The following is a 16,320-nucleotide window of genomic DNA, read 5'->3' as shown; positions in this document are numbered from 1 at the left end:
ATTTCCGATGCTTTTCAGAAACCTTCATGCCTCGACATCGCTCGAGCTGGTGCGCTACGCGGACATCGACCAGTTTCGCGAGAGTGAACGGTATGCCAGTGCCGAAAGCATTCCGCTCAGGACCGGAAATTTCGCCGTGCTGCGGGCCAGCGTGACGCTGCCCTCCTGCTCCCTGTCGCTGGTGCGGACCTTTCCGCGCATCATCAGGGGTTACGACTTTTCCGGCCGGCTCATCATCGTCGTTCCCATGGACGACGTCTCCTCGACGCGGATGAACGGCAGGGAAATCGACCGGTCGCTGATCATCCTGAAGGGGGCAGCCAACTGCACGGTCTACGAGCCGGAGGGGCGCCTGGTCGCCATCCTGTCGATCCGCCGCGATGCCTTGGCCGACAGCTGGCTGACGTTCGAAGACGGCCATGCGCTGTTGCGATTGCCTGACGCCGAATTGGCACGTCTGCAAATGCACCTGCGCGGCGTTCTCGAGACGGCTGCCGCACAGCCCCAAGCCATTGAGGCAAACGGTACACCGGAGACGATCGAAGCGGCGCTGTTCTCCTCGTTCGACGAAGCCATGTGCGCGGGGTATATCGACCGCCGTGACGGGCGTGCGCGTTACAAGACAATCGTGGATCACATCGAGCGTGCGATCCACGCCAACCACACCACCGACATCTACTGCGACACTCTCGCGGAAGAGATCGGAATTTCAACGCGAACGATGAACAGCGCCGTTCACGCCGTCTGCGGCACCAGTCCGCTGCGCTACAGCCAGCTCAAGCGGCTCTGGGCCGTCCGCCGGCAGCTCCGCAACGGAGTTCCCGGCCTCACCGTCAAGGCCAGCGCCTGCGCCCACGGCTTCTGGCACATGGGCGATTTCTCCAAGCTCTACCGCAACACGATCGGAGAACTTCCGTCGCAGACGCTCGCAAACGCGAGGCGCCTGCTGACGTGATCGCCATCGCGGCCGGATCTCTTCCAACTTCGGGACGGTGACGGGTTTCGCCTTCGCTCTACGAGCGCGCCGGCGGACAAGTTGCTCTGCCCATCCCACAGAAGACCTGCCGGCCGCGCAGGTAAGGTTAATTCTTCCTTTCGATTGTCGGTAAAATTTTATCCATTATCGTCCTGGTCATTCCTGACGAACCAGAGGCTCCGATAGTGCTTGCGTGCTGCCTGATCGTGACTGGGACTGCGTTGCTGCTCTCCGGCTTGATCGCCTTCGGCTTTCACAGAAACTCACTGCATTCGCTGGCGTTGCTGTAACCACATCGGATAGCGGGCTCGCTGGACGGCAGCGATTTGTCCGCCGTCGCTCGAAAGGCGAAAGCGAAATCGATCGAGAGCTGGTTCGCCGGCAGGCACGATCCGTTTCGCTGCGCTCGACCCAGAATGCGTCTCTAGTGGTCCTCTTCGCTCACATGCTGTCCCGTGAACCGGTCGTCGGCGCGGCGCAGCCGCCGGCACAGCTCGCGATTGATGTTCTGCAGGACGATCACATAGGCATGGATGTCGGCCTTGTAGCAGGCATAGAGCTTTTGGGCGGTCAGCTCGTAGAGCGCCGTCTCACTCTCCGCGACCACCGTGGCGGAGCGGTTCTGCATTTCGATCAGCGTCATCTCGCCGAAGAAGTCGCCGGGTTCCAGAACGGAGATCGGGAGCACACTCCCCGCATTCGTCCGTTTGCCGACCGCCAGCCGGCCGGACTTGACGATGAACATCGAGCGTCCCGGCTCGCCTTCCGCCACGATCGTCGCGCCGACATCGAAGCGGCGCTCGACCAGCATCGAGATCAGGAGGTCGAGACTTGGGTCGGCGAGACCGCCGAAGAACGGCGTCGCGAGCAGGAACGCTTTCAGATCGGGCGTGCTGTCGGTCATGGCGCGAGGATACGCGCCAACGCCGGATGCGGCAAGCAGCGCGCGGGACGGCTCACGCGGCTCGACGGGGTTCGCACGTGCTCGACTGAACCTGCGTGCCTACCATTCGACAGGATGATCCATGGCGACATTCCAGGTCATTGACCTGGAATCGGCCGCGCAACATTTTCGTTCCGAACCATCCGCTTGCGCCAGAGATCGGTCATTACCTTGATCGTTGCCGCAAGCACGAGCACGCACAGCGCCGCTTTCGAAATCGTCTCCATCGTCCCCTCGATCAGCAGGCAATGAACCACGCTGCAGGCGACGATGACGATCGCAAGGGGGACATGGACGATGCGCCACGTGCGCAGTCGCAGCCGCCGGCGCAGCGCGGCCAGAAGCGCGACGGCGAAGATGGCCCACATCGCGATCACGCCAAAGGGGGAGAACGGTGTCGGCGAGGAGAAGGTCAGCGCGTCGATCATGTCGGGCGGGCTGGTGAACCAGAGACCGGCGACATGGATCACAACGGCCAGCGCCAGCGCGCCGCCGATCCAGTGATGGGCCCGCCGCGCGCGATAGGCCGATAGTCCCGGCAGATATCCGCCGATCAGCAGCGGCTGAACCAGCACCAGAGCGAGGGCAATGATCCCCGCGAAACCGGCGAGGACGTAGACCGGACCGCGCCATGCGAGCTGCTCGCTTGTCGCTGCGAGCGCGATCGGTGCGCCAATGGCCGCAGCGAGGGCGACCCAGATCAGGGATCTCCACCCTTGCGCGTGGCCTATCACCTGGCCTTTCACTTGGCCTTTCACTTGGCCTTGCCCTTGCAACGCGATCAGGCCGGCTGAAGCACGAAGTGCGCCTCGAGGCTGGTTTCTTTCGGGCTGCGCATGATCGGCCGCAGAAAGACTGTCTTGAATTCCCCGCTGTCATAAGCGAGGTGACCATGCGGCTGGCCGAAGATGGGAATGATCTGCGGCATCTCGAGCCGGAACGCGCCGTCCCTGTCGGTGAGCGTTGCCCCATGGCTCTGCGGCTCGTGCTCCTGCCCTTCGACCGTGTGCGCCCAGATCTGGATGCGCTGCCCGGCCAGCGGGGCCCCGTCGCCGACGCGGCGAACGGTGCCGCTCATCCAGAAGCCGCCCTTGCCGATCCGCTCCACGATCGGTGCGCCCTTGCGGTAGTTGTTGGCGCCGCCGGTCATCGATTCAGTCGGCGCGAGGCCTTCCGCGCGCGCCGGCAGCAGAAATCCGGAAGCTCCCGTCGCCAGGACGCCCGATGCAAAAACGGAGCCGCCGGCAACGAGGAGGTTGCGGCGGTTGAGTACGACAGGGGTCATGTCATTCCTCCTGACAACGGTGGCGCGACATGGAGCGTACAACAACAGGCACGAAACGCCCAGCCGAGACGACGGGCGCCACGGGGCGCCATAACAGGGTTGCGAAGGGTGCTCTACCCATCCTGCGCGGTGACACTACATGAGCCTCTCCCGGACGCGCAGATTCCCCATTTCGGCAGCCCCACATGATCCCGTTTTCCGTGCTCGACCTCGCGCCCATCAAGCAGGGAGCCGATGCGTCGCAGGCGTTCCGCAATTCGCTCGATCTCGCCCGGCACGCGGAGGCGTGGGGCTTCAAGCGGTTCTGGCTGGCCGAGCATCACAACATGACGGGGATCGCGAGCGCGGCGACGTCGGTGGTGATCGGGCATGTCGCGGGCGGGACCAGGACGATCCGCGTCGGCTCCGGCGGGGTGATGCTGCCGAACCATTCGCCGCTCGTGATCGCCGAGCAGTTCGGCACGCTGGAGGCGCTCTATCCCGGCCGGATCGATCTCGGCCTCGGCCGCGCCCCCGGCACCGACCAGCTCACCGCGCGGGCCATGCGGCGCGACCTTGCCACGGCCGCCGAAAACTTTCCGCATGACGTTCTGGAACTGCAGGCGCTGCTCGGCGACGTCAAACCGAACCAGGCCATCCGCGCCGTACCCGGCATGGGCACGAAGGTGCCGCTGTGGATTCTCGGCTCGAGCATGTTCGGCGCTCAGCTCGCGGCCATGCTGGGGCTGCCCTTCGCCTTCGCCTCGCATTTCGCGCCGCAGATGATGATGCCGGCGCTGCGCGAATATCGCGCGCGGTTCGAGCCCTCGGCGCAGCTCGACAAGCCCTATGCGATGATTGGCGTCAACGTGTTCGCCGCCGACAGCGACGTCGAGGCGCTGCGCTTGTTCACCTCGCTGCAGCAGCAGTTCATCAATCTGCGCCGCGGCACGCCCGGCCAGCTGCCGCCGCCGGTCGACGACATGGACGCGCTGTGGTCGCCGGCCGAGAAGGCCGGTGTCGCGCAATCGCTCGCCTGCTCCGCCGTCGGCAGCCCTGCCGTGATCGAGGAGAAGCTGAGGGCGCTGATCGCCGACACCGCGGCGGACGAGTTGATGACGACAGGGCAGATCTACGATCACGCCGCGCGGCTGCGCTCGTTCGAGATCGCCGCCGACGTGCGGGACCGGCTGGCGGGACGGACGGGGTTGTAAGCCGGATCGAACAGACTCTTCGCGCTCGTGCCTGGCGCTGCGTCCGCCCGTGCAGCTCTGTCAATGGGCTGACGTCCTCAGTGTTTTTGTGGCACAAGATCCGCCATCACCGACCGACCAACGAGGCCACGCATGCCCGCGCCAAAACCGCCCGCCTTCGAGACCCTGAGCCTGCATGCGGGCCAGCATCCGGATCCCGTGACCGGTGCCCGGGCGGTGCCGATCTACCAGACCACGTCCTACGTGTTCCAGGATTCCGATCACGCCGCCGCGCTGTTCAATCTGGAGCGCGCCGGCCACATCTATACGCGCATCTCCAACCCGACTACGGGCGTGCTGGAAGAGCGGCTTGCGGCGCTCGAGGGCGGCGTCGGAGCGATCTGCACCGCAAGCGGCATGGCCGCGCTGCATCTCGCCATTGCGACGCTGCTCAATGCCGGCGACCACATCGTGGCGTCGAGTTCGCTCTATGGCGGCACCATCAATCTGCTGGCGCACACGCTGCCGCGCTTCGGCATCACCACGACCTTCGTGAAGCCGCGCGATCACGATGCCTTCCGGAAAGCGATCAGGCCGAACACAAAACTGGTGATCGGCGAGACCATCGGCAATCCCGGCCTCGAAGTCCTGGACATCCCGAAGGTCGCACAGATCGCGCATGACGCAAGGATTCCCCTGCTGATCGACAATACGTTTGCCACGCCCTATCTCAGCCGGCCGATCGAGCTTGGCGCCGACATCGTGATGCATTCGGCGACGAAGTGGATCGGCGGCCACGGCATCGCGATCGGCGGCGCCCTCGTCGACGGCGGCCGCTTCGACTGGCGCGCATCAGGCAAATTCGGCGTGCTGACCGAGCCCTATGGCGGCTATCACGGCATCGTCTTCGACGAACAGTTCGGCACGGCGGCCTTCATCATGCGTGCCCGCACGGAAGGTTTGCGCGATTTCGGCGCCTGCCTGTCGCCGACCAACGCGTTCCAGCTCCTGCAGGGCGTCGAGACGCTCGGCGTGCGCATGGACCGGCATATGCAGAACACGCATCTGGTGCTGGAAGCGCTGAAGACCAACAAGGCCGTCGACTGGGTGCTGCATCCCTCGCTGGAGAACCATCCCGATCATCAGCTTGCGAAGACGCTGCTGCCGCGCGGTGCCGGCTCGATCGTCTCCTTCGGCATCAAGGGCGGACGGCCCGCCGGGCGCAAGTTCATCGAGTCGCTGCGCATGATCAGCCATCTCGCCAATGTCGGCGACGCCAAGACGCTGGTGATCCACCCGGCCTCGACCACGCATCAGCAGATGGACGCCGAGCAGCTGAAGGCCGCCGGCATCGGCGAGGAGCTGGTGCGGCTCTCGGTCGGCATCGAGACGGCCAGCGACATCATCGACGATCTCGCGCAGGCGCTGCGCATCTCGCAGAAGGTTTGAGACGATGAAGCTTTCCGTCAACGGCACCGATGTGTTTGTCGCAACCGGCGGCCGCGAGTTAGACAAATCCCTGCCCACCGTCGTCTTCATCCACGGCGCCGGCTTCGATCATTCGACCTGGGCGCTGCATACGCGCTGGTTCGCCCACCACGGCTTTGGCGTGCTGGCGCCCGACCTGCCCGGTCACGGCCGCTCGGCCGGGCCGTCACTGGGAAGCATCGCCGACTTGGCCGACTGGACGGCGGCATTGCTCGATGCTGCCGGCAGTGCCAAGGCGCACCTGATCGGCCATTCCATGGGATCGCTGATCTCGCTGGAGACCGCTGCACGTCACCCCGACAAGGTCTCGGCGCTGAGCCTGATCGGCACCGCCGCGACCATGACGGTCGGCCCCGATCTGCTCAAGGCCGCCGAGGCCAACTCGCAGGACGCCAACGACATGGTCTCGATCTGGGGTCTCGGCTTCAACGCCGAGCTCGGCGGCAGCCTTGCGCCGGGGCTGTGGATGCACGGTGGCGCGCAGGCGGTGCTGAAAGCTTGCGAGCCGGGCGTGCTGTTCAGGGATCTGTCGGCCTGCAACGCCTACGCGAACGCGCTGACGGCAGCCGCGACCGTGAAGGTGCCGACGACCCTCATCCTTGGCGAACGGGACATGATGACACCGGCGAAGGCGGGCAAGGCGCTTGCGGCGGCGATCCCGCATGCCAGGACCGTCGTGGTGCCGGGCGCGGGCCACATGGTCATGGCCGAGCGCCCGGACGAATTGCTGGCAGCGCTACGCGGTTAGGAATCCGGCGTCCACGTCCAGACGGAGCGGTCACCACATCGTCGCCGCCGCGCGCTCTGGCCAGATCCGATCATACTCCGCGCCGCCGACCTTGTTCTGGCTCATCTCCGCCAGGATCTGGCCGGGTGTCGGCAGCGTCTTCGAGTCGATGCGCTTGTCGGGATTCCAGAGGTCGGAGCGGACGATGGCGCGGGCGCACTGGAAGTAGATCTCGTCGACGTTCATCACCATGACACTGCGCGGGGCCTTGCCTTCGACCTTGAACGACGCCAGCAGGTCGGGATCGACGGAAAGATGCGCGCGGCCATTGGCGCGAACGGCGTTTCCGGAGCCCGGGATCAGGAACATCAGCGACACCCTGGGGTCGCGCACGATGTTGCGCAGGGAATCGACCCGGTTGTTGCCGCGTCGATCCGGCAGCATGAGCGTCTTGGGATCGTGGATGCGCACGAAGCCGGGCAGATCGCCGCGCGGCGAGCAGTCGATGCCCTCGGGTCCGATGGTGGCGAGCGCCGCAAACGGCGCCTTCTCGATGAAGATGCGATAGAGTGGCGTGACGTGGTCGGCGACTTTCACGGTCGAGGCGTCATTGGTGGCGCCGTAGATGGCTTCGAGCTGCTCGACCGTCTCAATCACCGACATTCCAGTCTCCTTATTGTACTGGCCGCTCCTCGTGCCAGCATTCATTTTTGATCACGCGCAGAAGATGGCGGCTATGGTAGTCGGCGCTCCCCGCATTGAGGATGGTGACATCGGCAATGGCCGATGCGTCATCGACGCTGCGCGCGAGCCGGTCGGCGATATTGCCGTCGCTGTGACGCGCGCGTGCCGCGAGCCGCTGCGCCAACACGTCCGGCGGCGCCGTGATCGCGACCACGACGACGTTGGCATATCTTTCGCGCAGCGCGGCGATCACGGTGCGCGAGACATTGACGACGACGGCGCGCCCGGCGCGGATGTCGTCGTTGATCTCCAGCGGCAGGGCATAGGAATGCCCATGCGCGTCCCAATGAACGGCGAAATCGCCGTGTTCGCGCGCGCGGGCGAACTCATCCGGGCTGACCGCAATATTGTCCTCGTCGGCGGAGGCCGCGCGCGTCACGACGCGGCGCGGAAAGACGACGTCGTGGTCGTCGGAGCAGGCCGCCCGCGCCAGCCGCAGCAGCGTGTCCTTGCCGGCGCCGCTGGGACCGACCACGAGCACGAGCCGCCCGGGCCCAATCGCGCCCGCCGCATCTTTCGCTGGCGCGGCCGTCTCGCTCATGCGACGCGGCCCCCTTCGCGCCAGACGCTGCGCACCACCGGGACGCTGCCGGCGACGTGGACGCGGATCAGATCGGCGCGCTTGCCGATTGCGATCTCGCCGCGGTCGGTGAGGCCGACCGCATCGGCCGGCGCCTTCGTCACGGTGCGAACGGCCGCCGGCAGGCTGATCGCCGGTGCGTGCTCAGGCAATTGCAGCGCGCCCATCAGCAGGCTGGACGGGATGTAGTCAGACGACAGGATGTCGAGCAGGCCTTCGCGGGCGAGATCGACCGCGGCGATGTTGCCGGAATGCGAGCCGCCGCGCACGACGTTGGGCGCACCCATCAGGATGTCGATGCCGGCCTGGTGCAGGCCGCGCGCGGCCTCGATCGTGGTCGGAAATTCCGCCACTGCAACGCCATCACGCACGGCATCAGCGACGTTCTCTTCCGTGGTGTCGTCATGGCTTGCCAGCGGAATCCCGTACTGATGCGCCAGCGAAACGATCTCGCGCATGTTGGTCGCGGCATAGGCCTTCTGATACTCGAAGCGCTTCGCGAACAGCTCGTCGAGTTCGGCGTCGGTCTTGCCGCCGCCCTTGCCGCGGTAGTAGTCGCGCAGCTTCACTTCGTCGCGGAACTGGCGCTGACCGGGGGTGTGGTCCATCAGCGACATCAGCTTGACGTCGGGGCGGTCGATCAGCTCCTTGGCCTCTTCGACCACGCTCGGCATCGGGATTTCGCAGCGCAGGTGCAAGAAGTGGTCGGCGCGCAGCAGATTCGAGTCACGTGCGGTGGTGATCGCCGCGGCAAGCACGCCGGCGCGGCCATCGACCTCCTCGGCGCCGTCCTCGCGCCAGACCCGGAGCGAATCGAACACGGTGGTGATGCCTGAGGTCGCAAGCTGGCCGTCATAGGAGATGACAGCCGCGACCGGATTCCAGAACACCTTTGGGCGCGGCACGTAATGCGCTTCGAGGTGGTCAGTGTGGAGCTCGATCAGGCCGGGCATGATCAGATCGCCGCCGGCATCCTCCGCGCCGGCGGGCGCCCTGCCCTCGCCGATCTCGGTAATGCGTCCGTCCGCGAGAGCCAGCCAGCCCTGTTCGATCACCCGGTCGGCCAGCACGAGCCTGGCGTTGGCGATCACTGTTATCTTCGGCTTGGCGTTCATATCCCTCTTCCTTCAGGCCGCGGCGGCGAAGCTGGTGACGTCGACGATGCGGTCGGCAATCAAATGGCGGATTTCGTCGTCATGCACAATCGCGACCATGGCAACGCCCTGGCGCTTCTTCTCGGCGACCAGCTCGACCACGACGGCGCGGTTGGCGGCATCGAGCGAGGCGGTCGGCTCGTCCAGCAGCAGGATCGGGAGGTCCGAGATGAAGCCGCGCGCAATGTTGACCCGCTGCTGCTCGCCGCCGGAGAACGTCGCAGGCGGAAGCTGCCAGAGCCGATCGGGGATGTTGAGGCGATGCAACAGCTCGCCGGCACGCGCCTGCGCGTCAGCCCGGCTGAGGCCGCCAGCGATCAGCGGCTCGGCAACGACGTCGATGGTCGCAACCCGCGGCACCGCCCGCAGAAATTGGCTGACATAGCCGATGGTCGCACGGCGGACGTTGAGGACCTGCCGCGGCTCGGCGGCGGCGAGATCGATCAGCACGCCGCGATGGCGGATCCCGATCCGGCCGGAATCGCAGCGGTAGTTGCCGAAGATCATCTTCAGGATCGACGACTTGCCAGCGCCCGATGGCCCCGAGAGCACGACACACTCGCCCGGCTGAACCTGAAAGGTCACGCCGCGCACCACCGGCAGCTCGATGCCGCCCTGCAGGTGCATCGTGAAGGTCTTGTTGGCGTCGGCGATGTCGATCATGGCGGTCATTGGTCGGCTCATGGCGGCAGAATCGAGGAGACGAGGAGCTGGGTATAGGGCTCACGCGGATCGTCCAGCACCTGGTCGGTGAGACCCGCCTCGATGACGCGACCGCCCTTCATCACCATCACGCGATGCGACAAGAGGCGTGCAACCGCGAGATCGTGGGTGACGATGACGACGGCGAGATGCAGTTCGGCGACGAGATTGCGCAGGAGATCGAGCAGACGGGCCTGGACCGAAACATCAAGCCCGCCGGTCGGCTCGTCCATGAACACCAGTCGAGGTCCAGTGACGAGGTTGCGCGCGATCTGGAGGCGCTGGCGCATGCCGCCCGAATAGGTCCGCGGCGCATCGTCGATGCGCGCGACGTCGATCTCGACACGGGTCAGCCAGTCGGAGGCGCTCTCGCGAATGCGACCGTAGTGATTCCAGCCCACAGCCATCAGCCGCTCGCCGACATTGGCACCGGCCGAAACCGCCATGCGCAGTCCCTGCGCCGGGTCCTGATGCACAAAACCCCAATCGGTGCGGAACAACAGGCGCCGCTCGGCTTCGCCGAGTGCGGCAAGATCGCGAGTGACGCCGTCGCGCATCCGGTAACGCACGTGTCCGCCGCTCGCGGCGAGCTGGCCCGACAGCAGCTGCAGCAGCGTCGACTTGCCGGAGCCGGATTCGCCGACGATCGCCAGCACCTCGCCTGGATAGAGCGAGAACGACACGTCACGGCAGGCAGCGATACGGCCGTAGGACTTGCTGAGGGTCTCAGCGATCAGCAGCGGCTGATCGGTTTCCAGAAGATCAGCCATTTGCTTCTCCCTGCGCCTTGTCCTTGTAGGGCGCAGCACTCAGGGCACCATGATGACCGTCGGCCTGACGGCCTTCGCAATAATCGGTGTCGGAGCAGACGAACATGCGGCTGCCCTTGTCGTCGGTGACGATCTCGTCGAGGTAGGAATTTTCGGCGCCGCACAGCGCGCATGGCGCGTTGAAACGATACGGCTCGAACGGGTGATCCTCGAAATCGAGCGACAACACCTTGGTATAGGGGGGGATCGCATAGATGCGCTTCTCGCGACCGGCGCCGAACAATTGCAGCGCCGGGGAATTGTCCATCTTGAGGTTGTCGAATTTCGGCGTCGGCGACGGATCCATCACGTAGCGCGCGTTCACCTTCACCGGATAGGCGTAGGCGGTCGCGATGTGGCCGAAGCGGGCGATGTCCTCGTACAGCTTCACGTGCATCAGGCCGTATTCGGCGAGCGCATGCATGCGCCGCGTCTCGGTCTCGCGCGGTTCGAGGAAGCGTAGCGGCTCGGGGATCGGCACCTGATAGACCAGCACCTGGTTCGCGTGCAGCGACGTCTCGGGGATGCGGTGGCGGGTCTGGATGACGGTCGCCTCGTCGGTCGAGGTCGTGGTGGCGACACCGGCGGTCTTGGCGAAGAATTTGCGGATCGAGATCGCGTTGGTGGTGTCGTCCGAACCCTGGTCGATCACCTTCAGCACGTCCTGCGGTCCGAGGATCGCGGCCGTTACCTGCACGCCGCCGGTGCCCCAGCCATAGGGCATCGGCATTTCGCGGCTGGCGAACGGCACCTGATAGCCGGGGATCGCGATCGCCTTCAGGATCGCGCGGCGGATCATCCGCTTGGTCTGTTCGTCCAGATAGGCGAAATTGTAGGCGGGCGCGTTCATTCCGCGGCCTCCTTCATGGCGTCGGTCGCATTGGCTTCAGGAGAGGCTTCGGCAAATTCCTTGCGGAGCTTGCGGAGCAGACCGAGCTCGGACTGGAAGTCGACATAATGCGGCAGCTTCAGATGCTCGACGAAGCCGGTCGCCTGGACATTGTCCGAATGCGACAATACGAACTCTTCATCTTGCGCCGGGGCCAAGGCCTCTTCTCCAAGCTCGCGGGCACGCAGCGCCCGGTCGACCAGCGCCATCGACATGGCCTTGCGCTCGCTCTGGCCGAAGGCGAGGCCATAGCCGCGGGTGAAGCATGGAGCCTCCGTTGCGGAGCCCTTGAACTGGTTGACCATCTGGCACTCAGTGAGCTCGATCGCGCCGAGCGGCACGGCAAAGCCGACGTCTTCGGCAGCGAATTCGACCTCGACCTCGCCAAAGCGTATCTCGCCGACGAAGGGGTGATTGCGGCCATAGCCGCGCTGGGTGGAATAGCCCATTGCCAGCAGGAAGCCCTCGTCGCCGCGTGCGAGATTTTGCAGGCGCAGATCGCGGTCGGCCGGGAAATTCAGCGGCTCGCGGGTGAGATCGCCGACGCTGGCGCCCTCCTCGGCCTGCGGCGAGGGTTCGATCAGCCCGTCGCGGCCCAGAATGTCGGTCACGCGCGGCGTCGCCGCGGTTGACGCCTCTGACGTCGCCGGCGTTTCCGGCACAAAGCCTTCGCTAAGCGACGGATCCAGCAGGCGGTGCGTGTAGTCGAAGGTCGGCCCGAGGATCTGGCCACCCGGAATGTCCTTGAAGGTCGCGGACACCCGCCGTTGCACGCGCATCGCACCGGTGTTGACGGGCTCGCTGGCGCCGAAGCGCGGCAGGGTGGCGCGGAAGGCGCGGACCAGGAAGATCGCCTCGATCAGATCGCCGCGCGCCTGCTTGATCGCGAGCGCCGCGAGTTCGCGGTCATAGAGCGAGCCTTCGCTCATGACCCGGTCGACGGCGAGCCCGAGCTGCTCCGAGATCTGGTCGAGGGAGACTTCCGCAACGGCTTGATCGCCACGGCGCGCATTGGCGAGCAGACGATGGGCGTTCTCGATGGCGCGTTCGCCGCCTTTGACTGCGACATACATGCGTCAGCCTCCCCTGCTCACGACGCGGGTGGTGCGCGGGATCGCTACCACGGCATCATCGGCGACCAGCACCAGGTCGATGCCCCGCGGAAACAGGGTTTCGTTGAAGCTGAGCTGCTCGAACAAGTCGAAGGGCTTGATCGAGGCCTGGAGCGTCGCGACACCATCAATGCCGGGACCGCGGAGCTCGAAGGTCGGCCCTGAGTCCAGGCTCTCGACCTGAACGATCACGGTGGTGGAACGATCAGGATATTCGTTGGTGCCTAGCGCGAAACGCTCGAGATCGGGCAGCAACACACCATCGCTGATCAGCGCGAAGGCCGCGATGGAGGAATCCTGAATCACGGGCGCACCGGTGTGGAACTTGAGCCACTTCAAGACGTCGGTGCTTTCAGCCATCCGCGGATCGAGCCAGAGAGGCGTATCGTGATCGAACAGCGTCAACGCGATCGCGGCGGTGCCGCGCATCATCGTACCAGGCGTTCCCGCCATCGGCACGATACGCTGGACCGAGCCCGGCCGCGCCATCGCGTCCATGACCGAGCGAAAGGTCGATTGCGCCGACAACACCTTGTCGGCGAATCCCGGCGGCAGTTCCGCAATCGTGGTCATGGCCTCACCCCTCACCGCGCACCATGGTGTAGAAATCAACCTTCGTCGCCGCGGTCTCTTCCGCCACGCGGTTGCGCCGGACCATAAGCTGCTCGCGCAACGGTGCGATTACCTCGCGCTCGATCGCCGCGCCAAAATCACGCGACTGCACCAGCGCGTCGCACAGGGCGATCAGCCGCGCCTTCTCGCCGTCGCGTCCGAGCGCATAGCCGAACCCGACCTCACCGCTGGCAAGGCGCACGGCTGCGCGCGACACCGTGGCTTCGCCGAGATTGAACGGCGCGCCGTCGCCGCCGACCCGGCCGCGCAGCATGACCAGACCGTTCTCCGGTTCGCGCAGATCCTGATGGCCGGGCAAGGGAATCGTGCGGAGACGGGCGGCGATCTCGCCCGCCTCCGCGTGCGCCAGCACGGCCATGGCGGCCTGACGCTGCGCTTGCTGGTTGCTGTGCTGGTTCAACGAATCCACCGAACTTGCCGAATTCAAGTTGTCTATGATAATAGACAACTTGATACGGAAGCGCCATGACTGTTTCGTGACAAACGCATGATTTCTGGGCTAGGCTGACCGCCGACATGAGCATGCAGGACACCGCCTCCTCGGGCGTCGCGCTGTGGCGCCTCGTTGCCGACGGCATCGAGCGCGGCATTGCCGATGGCCGCTTCGCCGCCGGCGACAAATTACCAGGCGAGATGGAGATCGCCGAAACCTATCGTGTCAACAGGCACACCGTGCGGCGCGCGTTGGCGGCGCTTGCGGAACGCGGCATCGTGCGCGCCGAACGCGGCAGCGGAACCTATGTCGAGGCGCAGAAACTCGCTTATCCCTTGCGCTCGCGCACGCGCTTCTCCGAGATCGTCGGAGCCGAAGGCCGGGAGCCGCACGGTCGGATGATCGAGGCGTCAGAGGACGTCGCAACCCGCGAGCTCGCTCGCGAGCTGGGCTTGAAGACCGGCGCACCGCTGGTGCGGATCGAGGCCATTCGCCTGGCCGACCGCACGCCGATCTGCGTCTCCACCACATGGCTCTCGGCGGAGCGGTTTCCGGGCGCAGGCACGGTGTTTTCGGCCACGCGCTCGATGACGAGGATGCTCGAGCATTACGGCATCAGCGACTACCGCCGCGGCGCTACGAGGATCACTGCCGGCATCGTCGATGCCACCGATGCCGTACGGCTCGACCTGCCGCTGGGACGGCCGATCCTGGTGGTTGACGCGACGGACCTCGATCTCCAGGGCAAGCCGCTGGTGACCAAGCATTCGCGCTTTGCGGCGGAGCGGGTGGAGTTTGTGGTGGAGCCGTAGGCGGGTCGCCTACTCTCCCTCGCAGTCATTTGAGAGATGGACTCGCGGAGAGTCCCCGCAAGCGGGGCGAGGCGAGGAATCAGGCCACCGCCCGTTTTCCGATGATCGCAAAACGCAGCTTGCCCGAGACGAAATCGATCGCGGCGACGGCGACCAGGATCATCAGGATCAGGAACGACACCTTCTGCCATTCCAGCACGCGGATCTGTTCGGCGAGTTGGAGGCCGATGCCGCCGGCGCCGACGATGCCGATGATGGTGGCCGAGCGCGTGTTTGATTCGATGAAATAGAGCACCTGGCCGGCGATGACGGGCAACACCTGCGGCAAGAGGCCGAAGCGGATCTCGTGCAGCGCGCTGCCGCCGGAGGCGCGGATGCCCTCGACCTGCTTCTGGTCGGCGCCTTCGATTGCCTCCGAGAACAGCTTTCCGAACGCGCCGAAATCCGACACCGCGATGGCGAGCACGCCGGCGAACGGGCCGAGCCCGACCACGTTGATCCAGACCAGCGCCCAGATCAACGTATCGACGCCGCGAATCGAATCGAGGAAGCGCCGCACCGGAAAGCGGAGAAAGATCGACGGCACGACATTGCGCGCCGCGAACAGGCTGACCGGCAGCGCGAGCACTGCGGCGAGCGTGGTGCCGAGCAGCGCGATCGACAGGGTCTCGCCCAACGCCTTCAGATAGAGCGGCAGCGACGAACCGGGATCCGGCGGCATCATCATCACGCTGATCCAGCCGAGCTGGCTCAGCCCCGAGATGAAGCGCGACGGCGAGAACTCGAGATCGACCAGGCCATAGCCGAAAATGGCCATTGCGGCGATGAGCATCGCCGGCGTCGCCAGGCGCGCCGATGCGGGACGATTGAAGACACCGGGATAGCGCGCGCGGATCTCTGCGGTGTCGATGTCCTGCGGCTTGCTCAATTCCGCGCCTCCTTGCCGAACAGGCGACCGCGTACCCAGCCGGTCGTGATGTCGATCAGGAAGACCGTGACGATGATGGTCACGAGGATCGCGCTGACGTCGGAGTAGTAGAACTTGCGGATCGCGACGATGAATTCCTGCCCGATGCCGCCGGCGCCGACGAAGCCCATCACCGAGGCCTCGCGCACGTTGATCTCGAAGCGCAGCAGCGCGTAGCTGGCATAGCCAGCCGAGACCTGCGGCAGGATCGCGAAGCGCATGCAGGAGATCCAGCTCGCGCCGGTGGAGCGAATGCCTTCGACCGGCTTCATGTCGGCGTTCTCGACGATCTCCGAAAACAGCTTGCCGAGCGCGCCGGTGGAGTGGATCGCGATCGCGAGCACGCCCGCCATCGGCCCGAGGCCGAACGCAATGACGAAGATCAGCGCAAAGACTATGCCGGGAACAGTGCGGGCGAATTCGAGCAGGCGACGGACCGTGAAGCGCAGCCAAGCCGCGGGCGCGGTGTTCTCGGCCGCGAGGAAGTTGAGCCCAAAGGCAAGTACCGCACCGATCATCGTGCCGACATAGCTGATCAGCAGCGTCTCGCCGAGCAGTTTGAGCCAGTTGCGCAAGCCCCAGAACCATTCGCCGAAATTGGTCCAGACCCGCTGCCCGCTGTCGAGGGTGAGGATGCGGTCGAAATAGCTGACGAAGTTGCCGAAATAGGTGAAGAGGGTGTGCAAGTTCACTTCGGCGCCGATCGAGGCCACGATCAGCGCGGCGACGAACACGACAAGCCCCCCCAGCACCCGCAGGCGCTTGCGCGCGACCGCCTTGCCATAGGCGGCGTTGAGGGCGGCGAGCTGCTGCTCGGGCAGGATCGAAACCGCAATCGTCATCGAAGGAACAGATCCATCAAGAAAAGAGCCGGGTCCATCGACCCGGCTCCAG

General features: G+C 65.5%; 19 protein-coding genes. 5 read left to right on the top strand and 14 right to left on the bottom strand.

Annotated features, from left to right (window positions below):
- Positions 1-7 precede the first annotated feature (7 nt).
- Positions 8-955 (top strand): helix-turn-helix domain-containing protein, encoded by a 948-nt coding sequence (locus XH90_RS04290; RefSeq protein ID WP_194479369.1) that lies wholly within the window; start codon positions 8-10, stop codon positions 953-955.
- A gap of 445 nt (positions 956-1,400) precedes the next feature.
- Here the strand turns inward: XH90_RS04290 and XH90_RS04285 are convergent, their stop codons facing one another.
- The 3 genes from XH90_RS04285 to XH90_RS04275 form a co-directional block, all read right to left on the bottom strand.
- Complete coding sequence (locus tag XH90_RS04285) at positions 1,401-1,880, bottom strand: cyclic nucleotide-binding domain-containing protein (RefSeq protein ID WP_194479368.1); 480 nt, start codon at positions 1,878-1,880, stop codon at positions 1,401-1,403.
- Between the two features lie 137 nt (positions 1,881-2,017).
- Entirely contained in the window at positions 2,018-2,665 is a 648-nt protein-coding gene (locus tag XH90_RS04280; RefSeq protein WP_246755691.1) for a ferric reductase-like transmembrane domain-containing protein, read from the bottom strand.
- Positions 2,666-2,700: 35 nt separating this feature from the next.
- Complete coding sequence (locus XH90_RS04275; RefSeq protein ID WP_194479367.1) at positions 2,701-3,204, bottom strand: Twin-arginine translocation pathway signal; 504 nt, start codon at positions 3,202-3,204, stop codon at positions 2,701-2,703.
- Positions 3,205-3,389: 185 nt separating this feature from the next.
- Here XH90_RS04275 and XH90_RS04270 point away from each other — a divergent pair, with 185 nt between their 5' ends.
- The 3 genes from XH90_RS04270 (at position 3,390) to XH90_RS04260 (ending at position 6,612) form a co-directional block, all read left to right on the top strand.
- Positions 3,390-4,397, top strand: coding sequence for an LLM class flavin-dependent oxidoreductase (locus XH90_RS04270; RefSeq protein WP_194479366.1), 1,008 nt, complete (start codon positions 3,390-3,392; stop codon positions 4,395-4,397).
- 132 nt (positions 4,398-4,529) lie between these two features.
- The gene (locus XH90_RS04265; RefSeq protein WP_194479365.1) at positions 4,530-5,825 is read left to right on the top strand and encodes an O-acetylhomoserine aminocarboxypropyltransferase; all 1,296 of its coding nucleotides are present in this window, start codon (positions 4,530-4,532) and stop codon (positions 5,823-5,825) included.
- 4 nt (positions 5,826-5,829) lie between these two features.
- Positions 5,830-6,612: an alpha/beta fold hydrolase gene (locus XH90_RS04260; RefSeq protein WP_194479364.1), complete on the top strand. Its 783-nt coding sequence runs from the start codon at positions 5,830-5,832 to the stop codon at positions 6,610-6,612.
- Positions 6,613-6,642: 30 nt separating this feature from the next.
- On the opposite strand, the gene XH90_RS04255 is transcribed toward XH90_RS04260, so the two are convergent.
- From XH90_RS04255 to phnG, 9 genes are read right to left on the bottom strand one after another with little or no spacing between them, the layout of a single operon-like run.
- Positions 6,643-7,254: a pyridoxamine 5'-phosphate oxidase family protein gene (locus tag XH90_RS04255; protein ID WP_194479363.1), complete on the bottom strand. Its 612-nt coding sequence runs from the start codon at positions 7,252-7,254 to the stop codon at positions 6,643-6,645.
- A gap of 10 nt (positions 7,255-7,264) precedes the next feature.
- A complete protein-coding gene (gene phnN, locus XH90_RS04250; RefSeq protein WP_194479362.1) occupies positions 7,265-7,876 on the bottom strand; it encodes a phosphonate metabolism protein/1,5-bisphosphokinase (PRPP-forming) PhnN in 612 nt (203 codons plus the stop codon).
- Entirely contained in the window at positions 7,873-9,030 is a 1,158-nt protein-coding gene (locus XH90_RS04245) for an alpha-D-ribose 1-methylphosphonate 5-triphosphate diphosphatase (protein ID WP_194479361.1), read from the bottom strand. Before XH90_RS04245 ends, phnN begins: the two co-directional genes overlap by 4 nt.
- Positions 9,031-9,042: 12 nt before the next feature.
- Complete coding sequence (phnL, locus tag XH90_RS04240; protein ID WP_194479360.1) at positions 9,043-9,741, bottom strand: phosphonate C-P lyase system protein PhnL; 699 nt, start codon at positions 9,739-9,741, stop codon at positions 9,043-9,045.
- Between the two features lie 8 nt (positions 9,742-9,749).
- Positions 9,750-10,541: a phosphonate C-P lyase system protein PhnK gene (gene phnK, locus XH90_RS04235; protein WP_194479359.1), complete on the bottom strand. Its 792-nt coding sequence runs from the start codon at positions 10,539-10,541 to the stop codon at positions 9,750-9,752.
- The gene (locus tag XH90_RS04230; RefSeq protein ID WP_194479358.1) at positions 10,534-11,430 is read right to left on the bottom strand and encodes an alpha-D-ribose 1-methylphosphonate 5-phosphate C-P-lyase PhnJ; all 897 of its coding nucleotides are present in this window, start codon (positions 11,428-11,430) and stop codon (positions 10,534-10,536) included. The genes phnK and XH90_RS04230 overlap by 8 nt, the downstream gene beginning before the upstream one ends.
- Positions 11,427-12,542 carry a carbon-phosphorus lyase complex subunit PhnI gene (locus XH90_RS04225; RefSeq protein ID WP_194479357.1) on the bottom strand — a complete coding sequence of 372 codons (1,116 nt, stop codon included), beginning with the start codon at positions 12,540-12,542 and terminating at the stop codon, positions 11,427-11,429. The genes XH90_RS04230 and XH90_RS04225 overlap by 4 nt, the downstream gene beginning before the upstream one ends.
- Before the next feature lie 3 nt (positions 12,543-12,545).
- A complete protein-coding gene (phnH, locus tag XH90_RS04220) occupies positions 12,546-13,154 on the bottom strand; it encodes a phosphonate C-P lyase system protein PhnH (RefSeq protein WP_194479356.1) in 609 nt (202 codons plus the stop codon).
- 4 nt (positions 13,155-13,158) lie between these two features.
- Positions 13,159-13,572 carry a phosphonate C-P lyase system protein PhnG gene (gene phnG / locus XH90_RS04215; RefSeq protein WP_371748355.1) on the bottom strand — a complete coding sequence of 138 codons (414 nt, stop codon included), beginning with the start codon at positions 13,570-13,572 and terminating at the stop codon, positions 13,159-13,161.
- 158 nt (positions 13,573-13,730) lie between these two features.
- Here phnG and phnF point away from each other — a divergent pair, with 158 nt between their 5' ends.
- On the top strand, positions 13,731-14,459 hold the full coding sequence (gene phnF, locus XH90_RS04210; RefSeq protein ID WP_194479354.1) for a phosphonate metabolism transcriptional regulator PhnF: 729 nt from the start codon (positions 13,731-13,733) through the stop codon (positions 14,457-14,459).
- Positions 14,460-14,538: 79 nt separating this feature from the next.
- Here the strand turns inward: phnF and phnE (XH90_RS04205) are convergent, their stop codons facing one another.
- Positions 14,539-15,387 carry a phosphonate ABC transporter, permease protein PhnE gene (phnE, locus tag XH90_RS04205; RefSeq protein WP_194479353.1) on the bottom strand — a complete coding sequence of 283 codons (849 nt, stop codon included), beginning with the start codon at positions 15,385-15,387 and terminating at the stop codon, positions 14,539-14,541.
- On the bottom strand, positions 15,384-16,268 hold the full coding sequence (gene phnE / locus XH90_RS04200; protein ID WP_194479352.1) for a phosphonate ABC transporter, permease protein PhnE: 885 nt from the start codon (positions 16,266-16,268) through the stop codon (positions 15,384-15,386). Before phnE (XH90_RS04200) ends, phnE (XH90_RS04205) begins: the two co-directional genes overlap by 4 nt.
- Positions 16,269-16,320 lie beyond the last annotated feature (52 nt).

The organism is Bradyrhizobium sp. CCBAU 53338 (assembly GCF_015291665.1).
Classification (GTDB): domain Bacteria; phylum Pseudomonadota; class Alphaproteobacteria; order Rhizobiales; family Xanthobacteraceae; genus Bradyrhizobium.
This window is presented reverse-complemented; position numbering and strand designations above follow the sequence as displayed.

What these genes read in the sequence shown, in the direction of transcription:
- XH90_RS04225 (WP_194479357.1), bottom strand. Translation starts at nt 12,542, where the DNA reads ATGTATGTCGCAGTCAAAGGCGGCGAACGCGCCATCGAGAACGCCCAT.
- XH90_RS04260 (WP_194479364.1), top strand. Translation starts at nt 5,830, where the DNA reads ATGAAGCTTTCCGTCAACGGCACCGATGTGTTTGTCGCAACCGGCGGC.
- XH90_RS04245 (WP_194479361.1), bottom strand. Translation starts at nt 9,030, where the DNA reads ATGAACGCCAAGCCGAAGATAACAGTGATCGCCAACGCCAGGCTCGTG.
- XH90_RS04285 (WP_194479368.1), bottom strand. Translation starts at nt 1,880, where the DNA reads ATGACCGACAGCACGCCCGATCTGAAAGCGTTCCTGCTCGCGACGCCG.
- phnK (WP_194479359.1), bottom strand. Translation starts at nt 10,541, where the DNA reads ATGGCTGATCTTCTGGAAACCGATCAGCCGCTGCTGATCGCTGAGACC.
- phnN (WP_194479362.1), bottom strand. Translation starts at nt 7,876, where the DNA reads ATGAGCGAGACGGCCGCGCCAGCGAAAGATGCGGCGGGCGCGATTGGG.
- XH90_RS04275 (WP_194479367.1), bottom strand. Translation starts at nt 3,204, where the DNA reads ATGACCCCTGTCGTACTCAACCGCCGCAACCTCCTCGTTGCCGGCGGC.
- XH90_RS04270 (WP_194479366.1), top strand. Translation starts at nt 3,390, where the DNA reads ATGATCCCGTTTTCCGTGCTCGACCTCGCGCCCATCAAGCAGGGAGCC.
- phnE (WP_194479352.1), bottom strand. Translation starts at nt 16,268, where the DNA reads ATGACGATTGCGGTTTCGATCCTGCCCGAGCAGCAGCTCGCCGCCCTC.
- phnH (WP_194479356.1), bottom strand. Translation starts at nt 13,154, where the DNA reads ATGACCACGATTGCGGAACTGCCGCCGGGATTCGCCGACAAGGTGTTG.
- XH90_RS04255 (WP_194479363.1), bottom strand. Translation starts at nt 7,254, where the DNA reads ATGTCGGTGATTGAGACGGTCGAGCAGCTCGAAGCCATCTACGGCGCC.
- XH90_RS04290 (WP_194479369.1), top strand. Translation starts at nt 8, where the DNA reads ATGCTTTTCAGAAACCTTCATGCCTCGACATCGCTCGAGCTGGTGCGC.
- phnL (WP_194479360.1), bottom strand. Translation starts at nt 9,741, where the DNA reads ATGACCGCCATGATCGACATCGCCGACGCCAACAAGACCTTCACGATG.
- XH90_RS04230 (WP_194479358.1), bottom strand. Translation starts at nt 11,430, where the DNA reads ATGAACGCGCCCGCCTACAATTTCGCCTATCTGGACGAACAGACCAAG.
- phnG (WP_371748355.1), bottom strand. Translation starts at nt 13,572, where the DNA reads ATGGCCGTGCTGGCGCACGCGGAGGCGGGCGAGATCGCCGCCCGTCTC.
- XH90_RS04265 (WP_194479365.1), top strand. Translation starts at nt 4,530, where the DNA reads ATGCCCGCGCCAAAACCGCCCGCCTTCGAGACCCTGAGCCTGCATGCG.
- phnF (WP_194479354.1), top strand. Translation starts at nt 13,731, where the DNA reads ATGAGCATGCAGGACACCGCCTCCTCGGGCGTCGCGCTGTGGCGCCTC.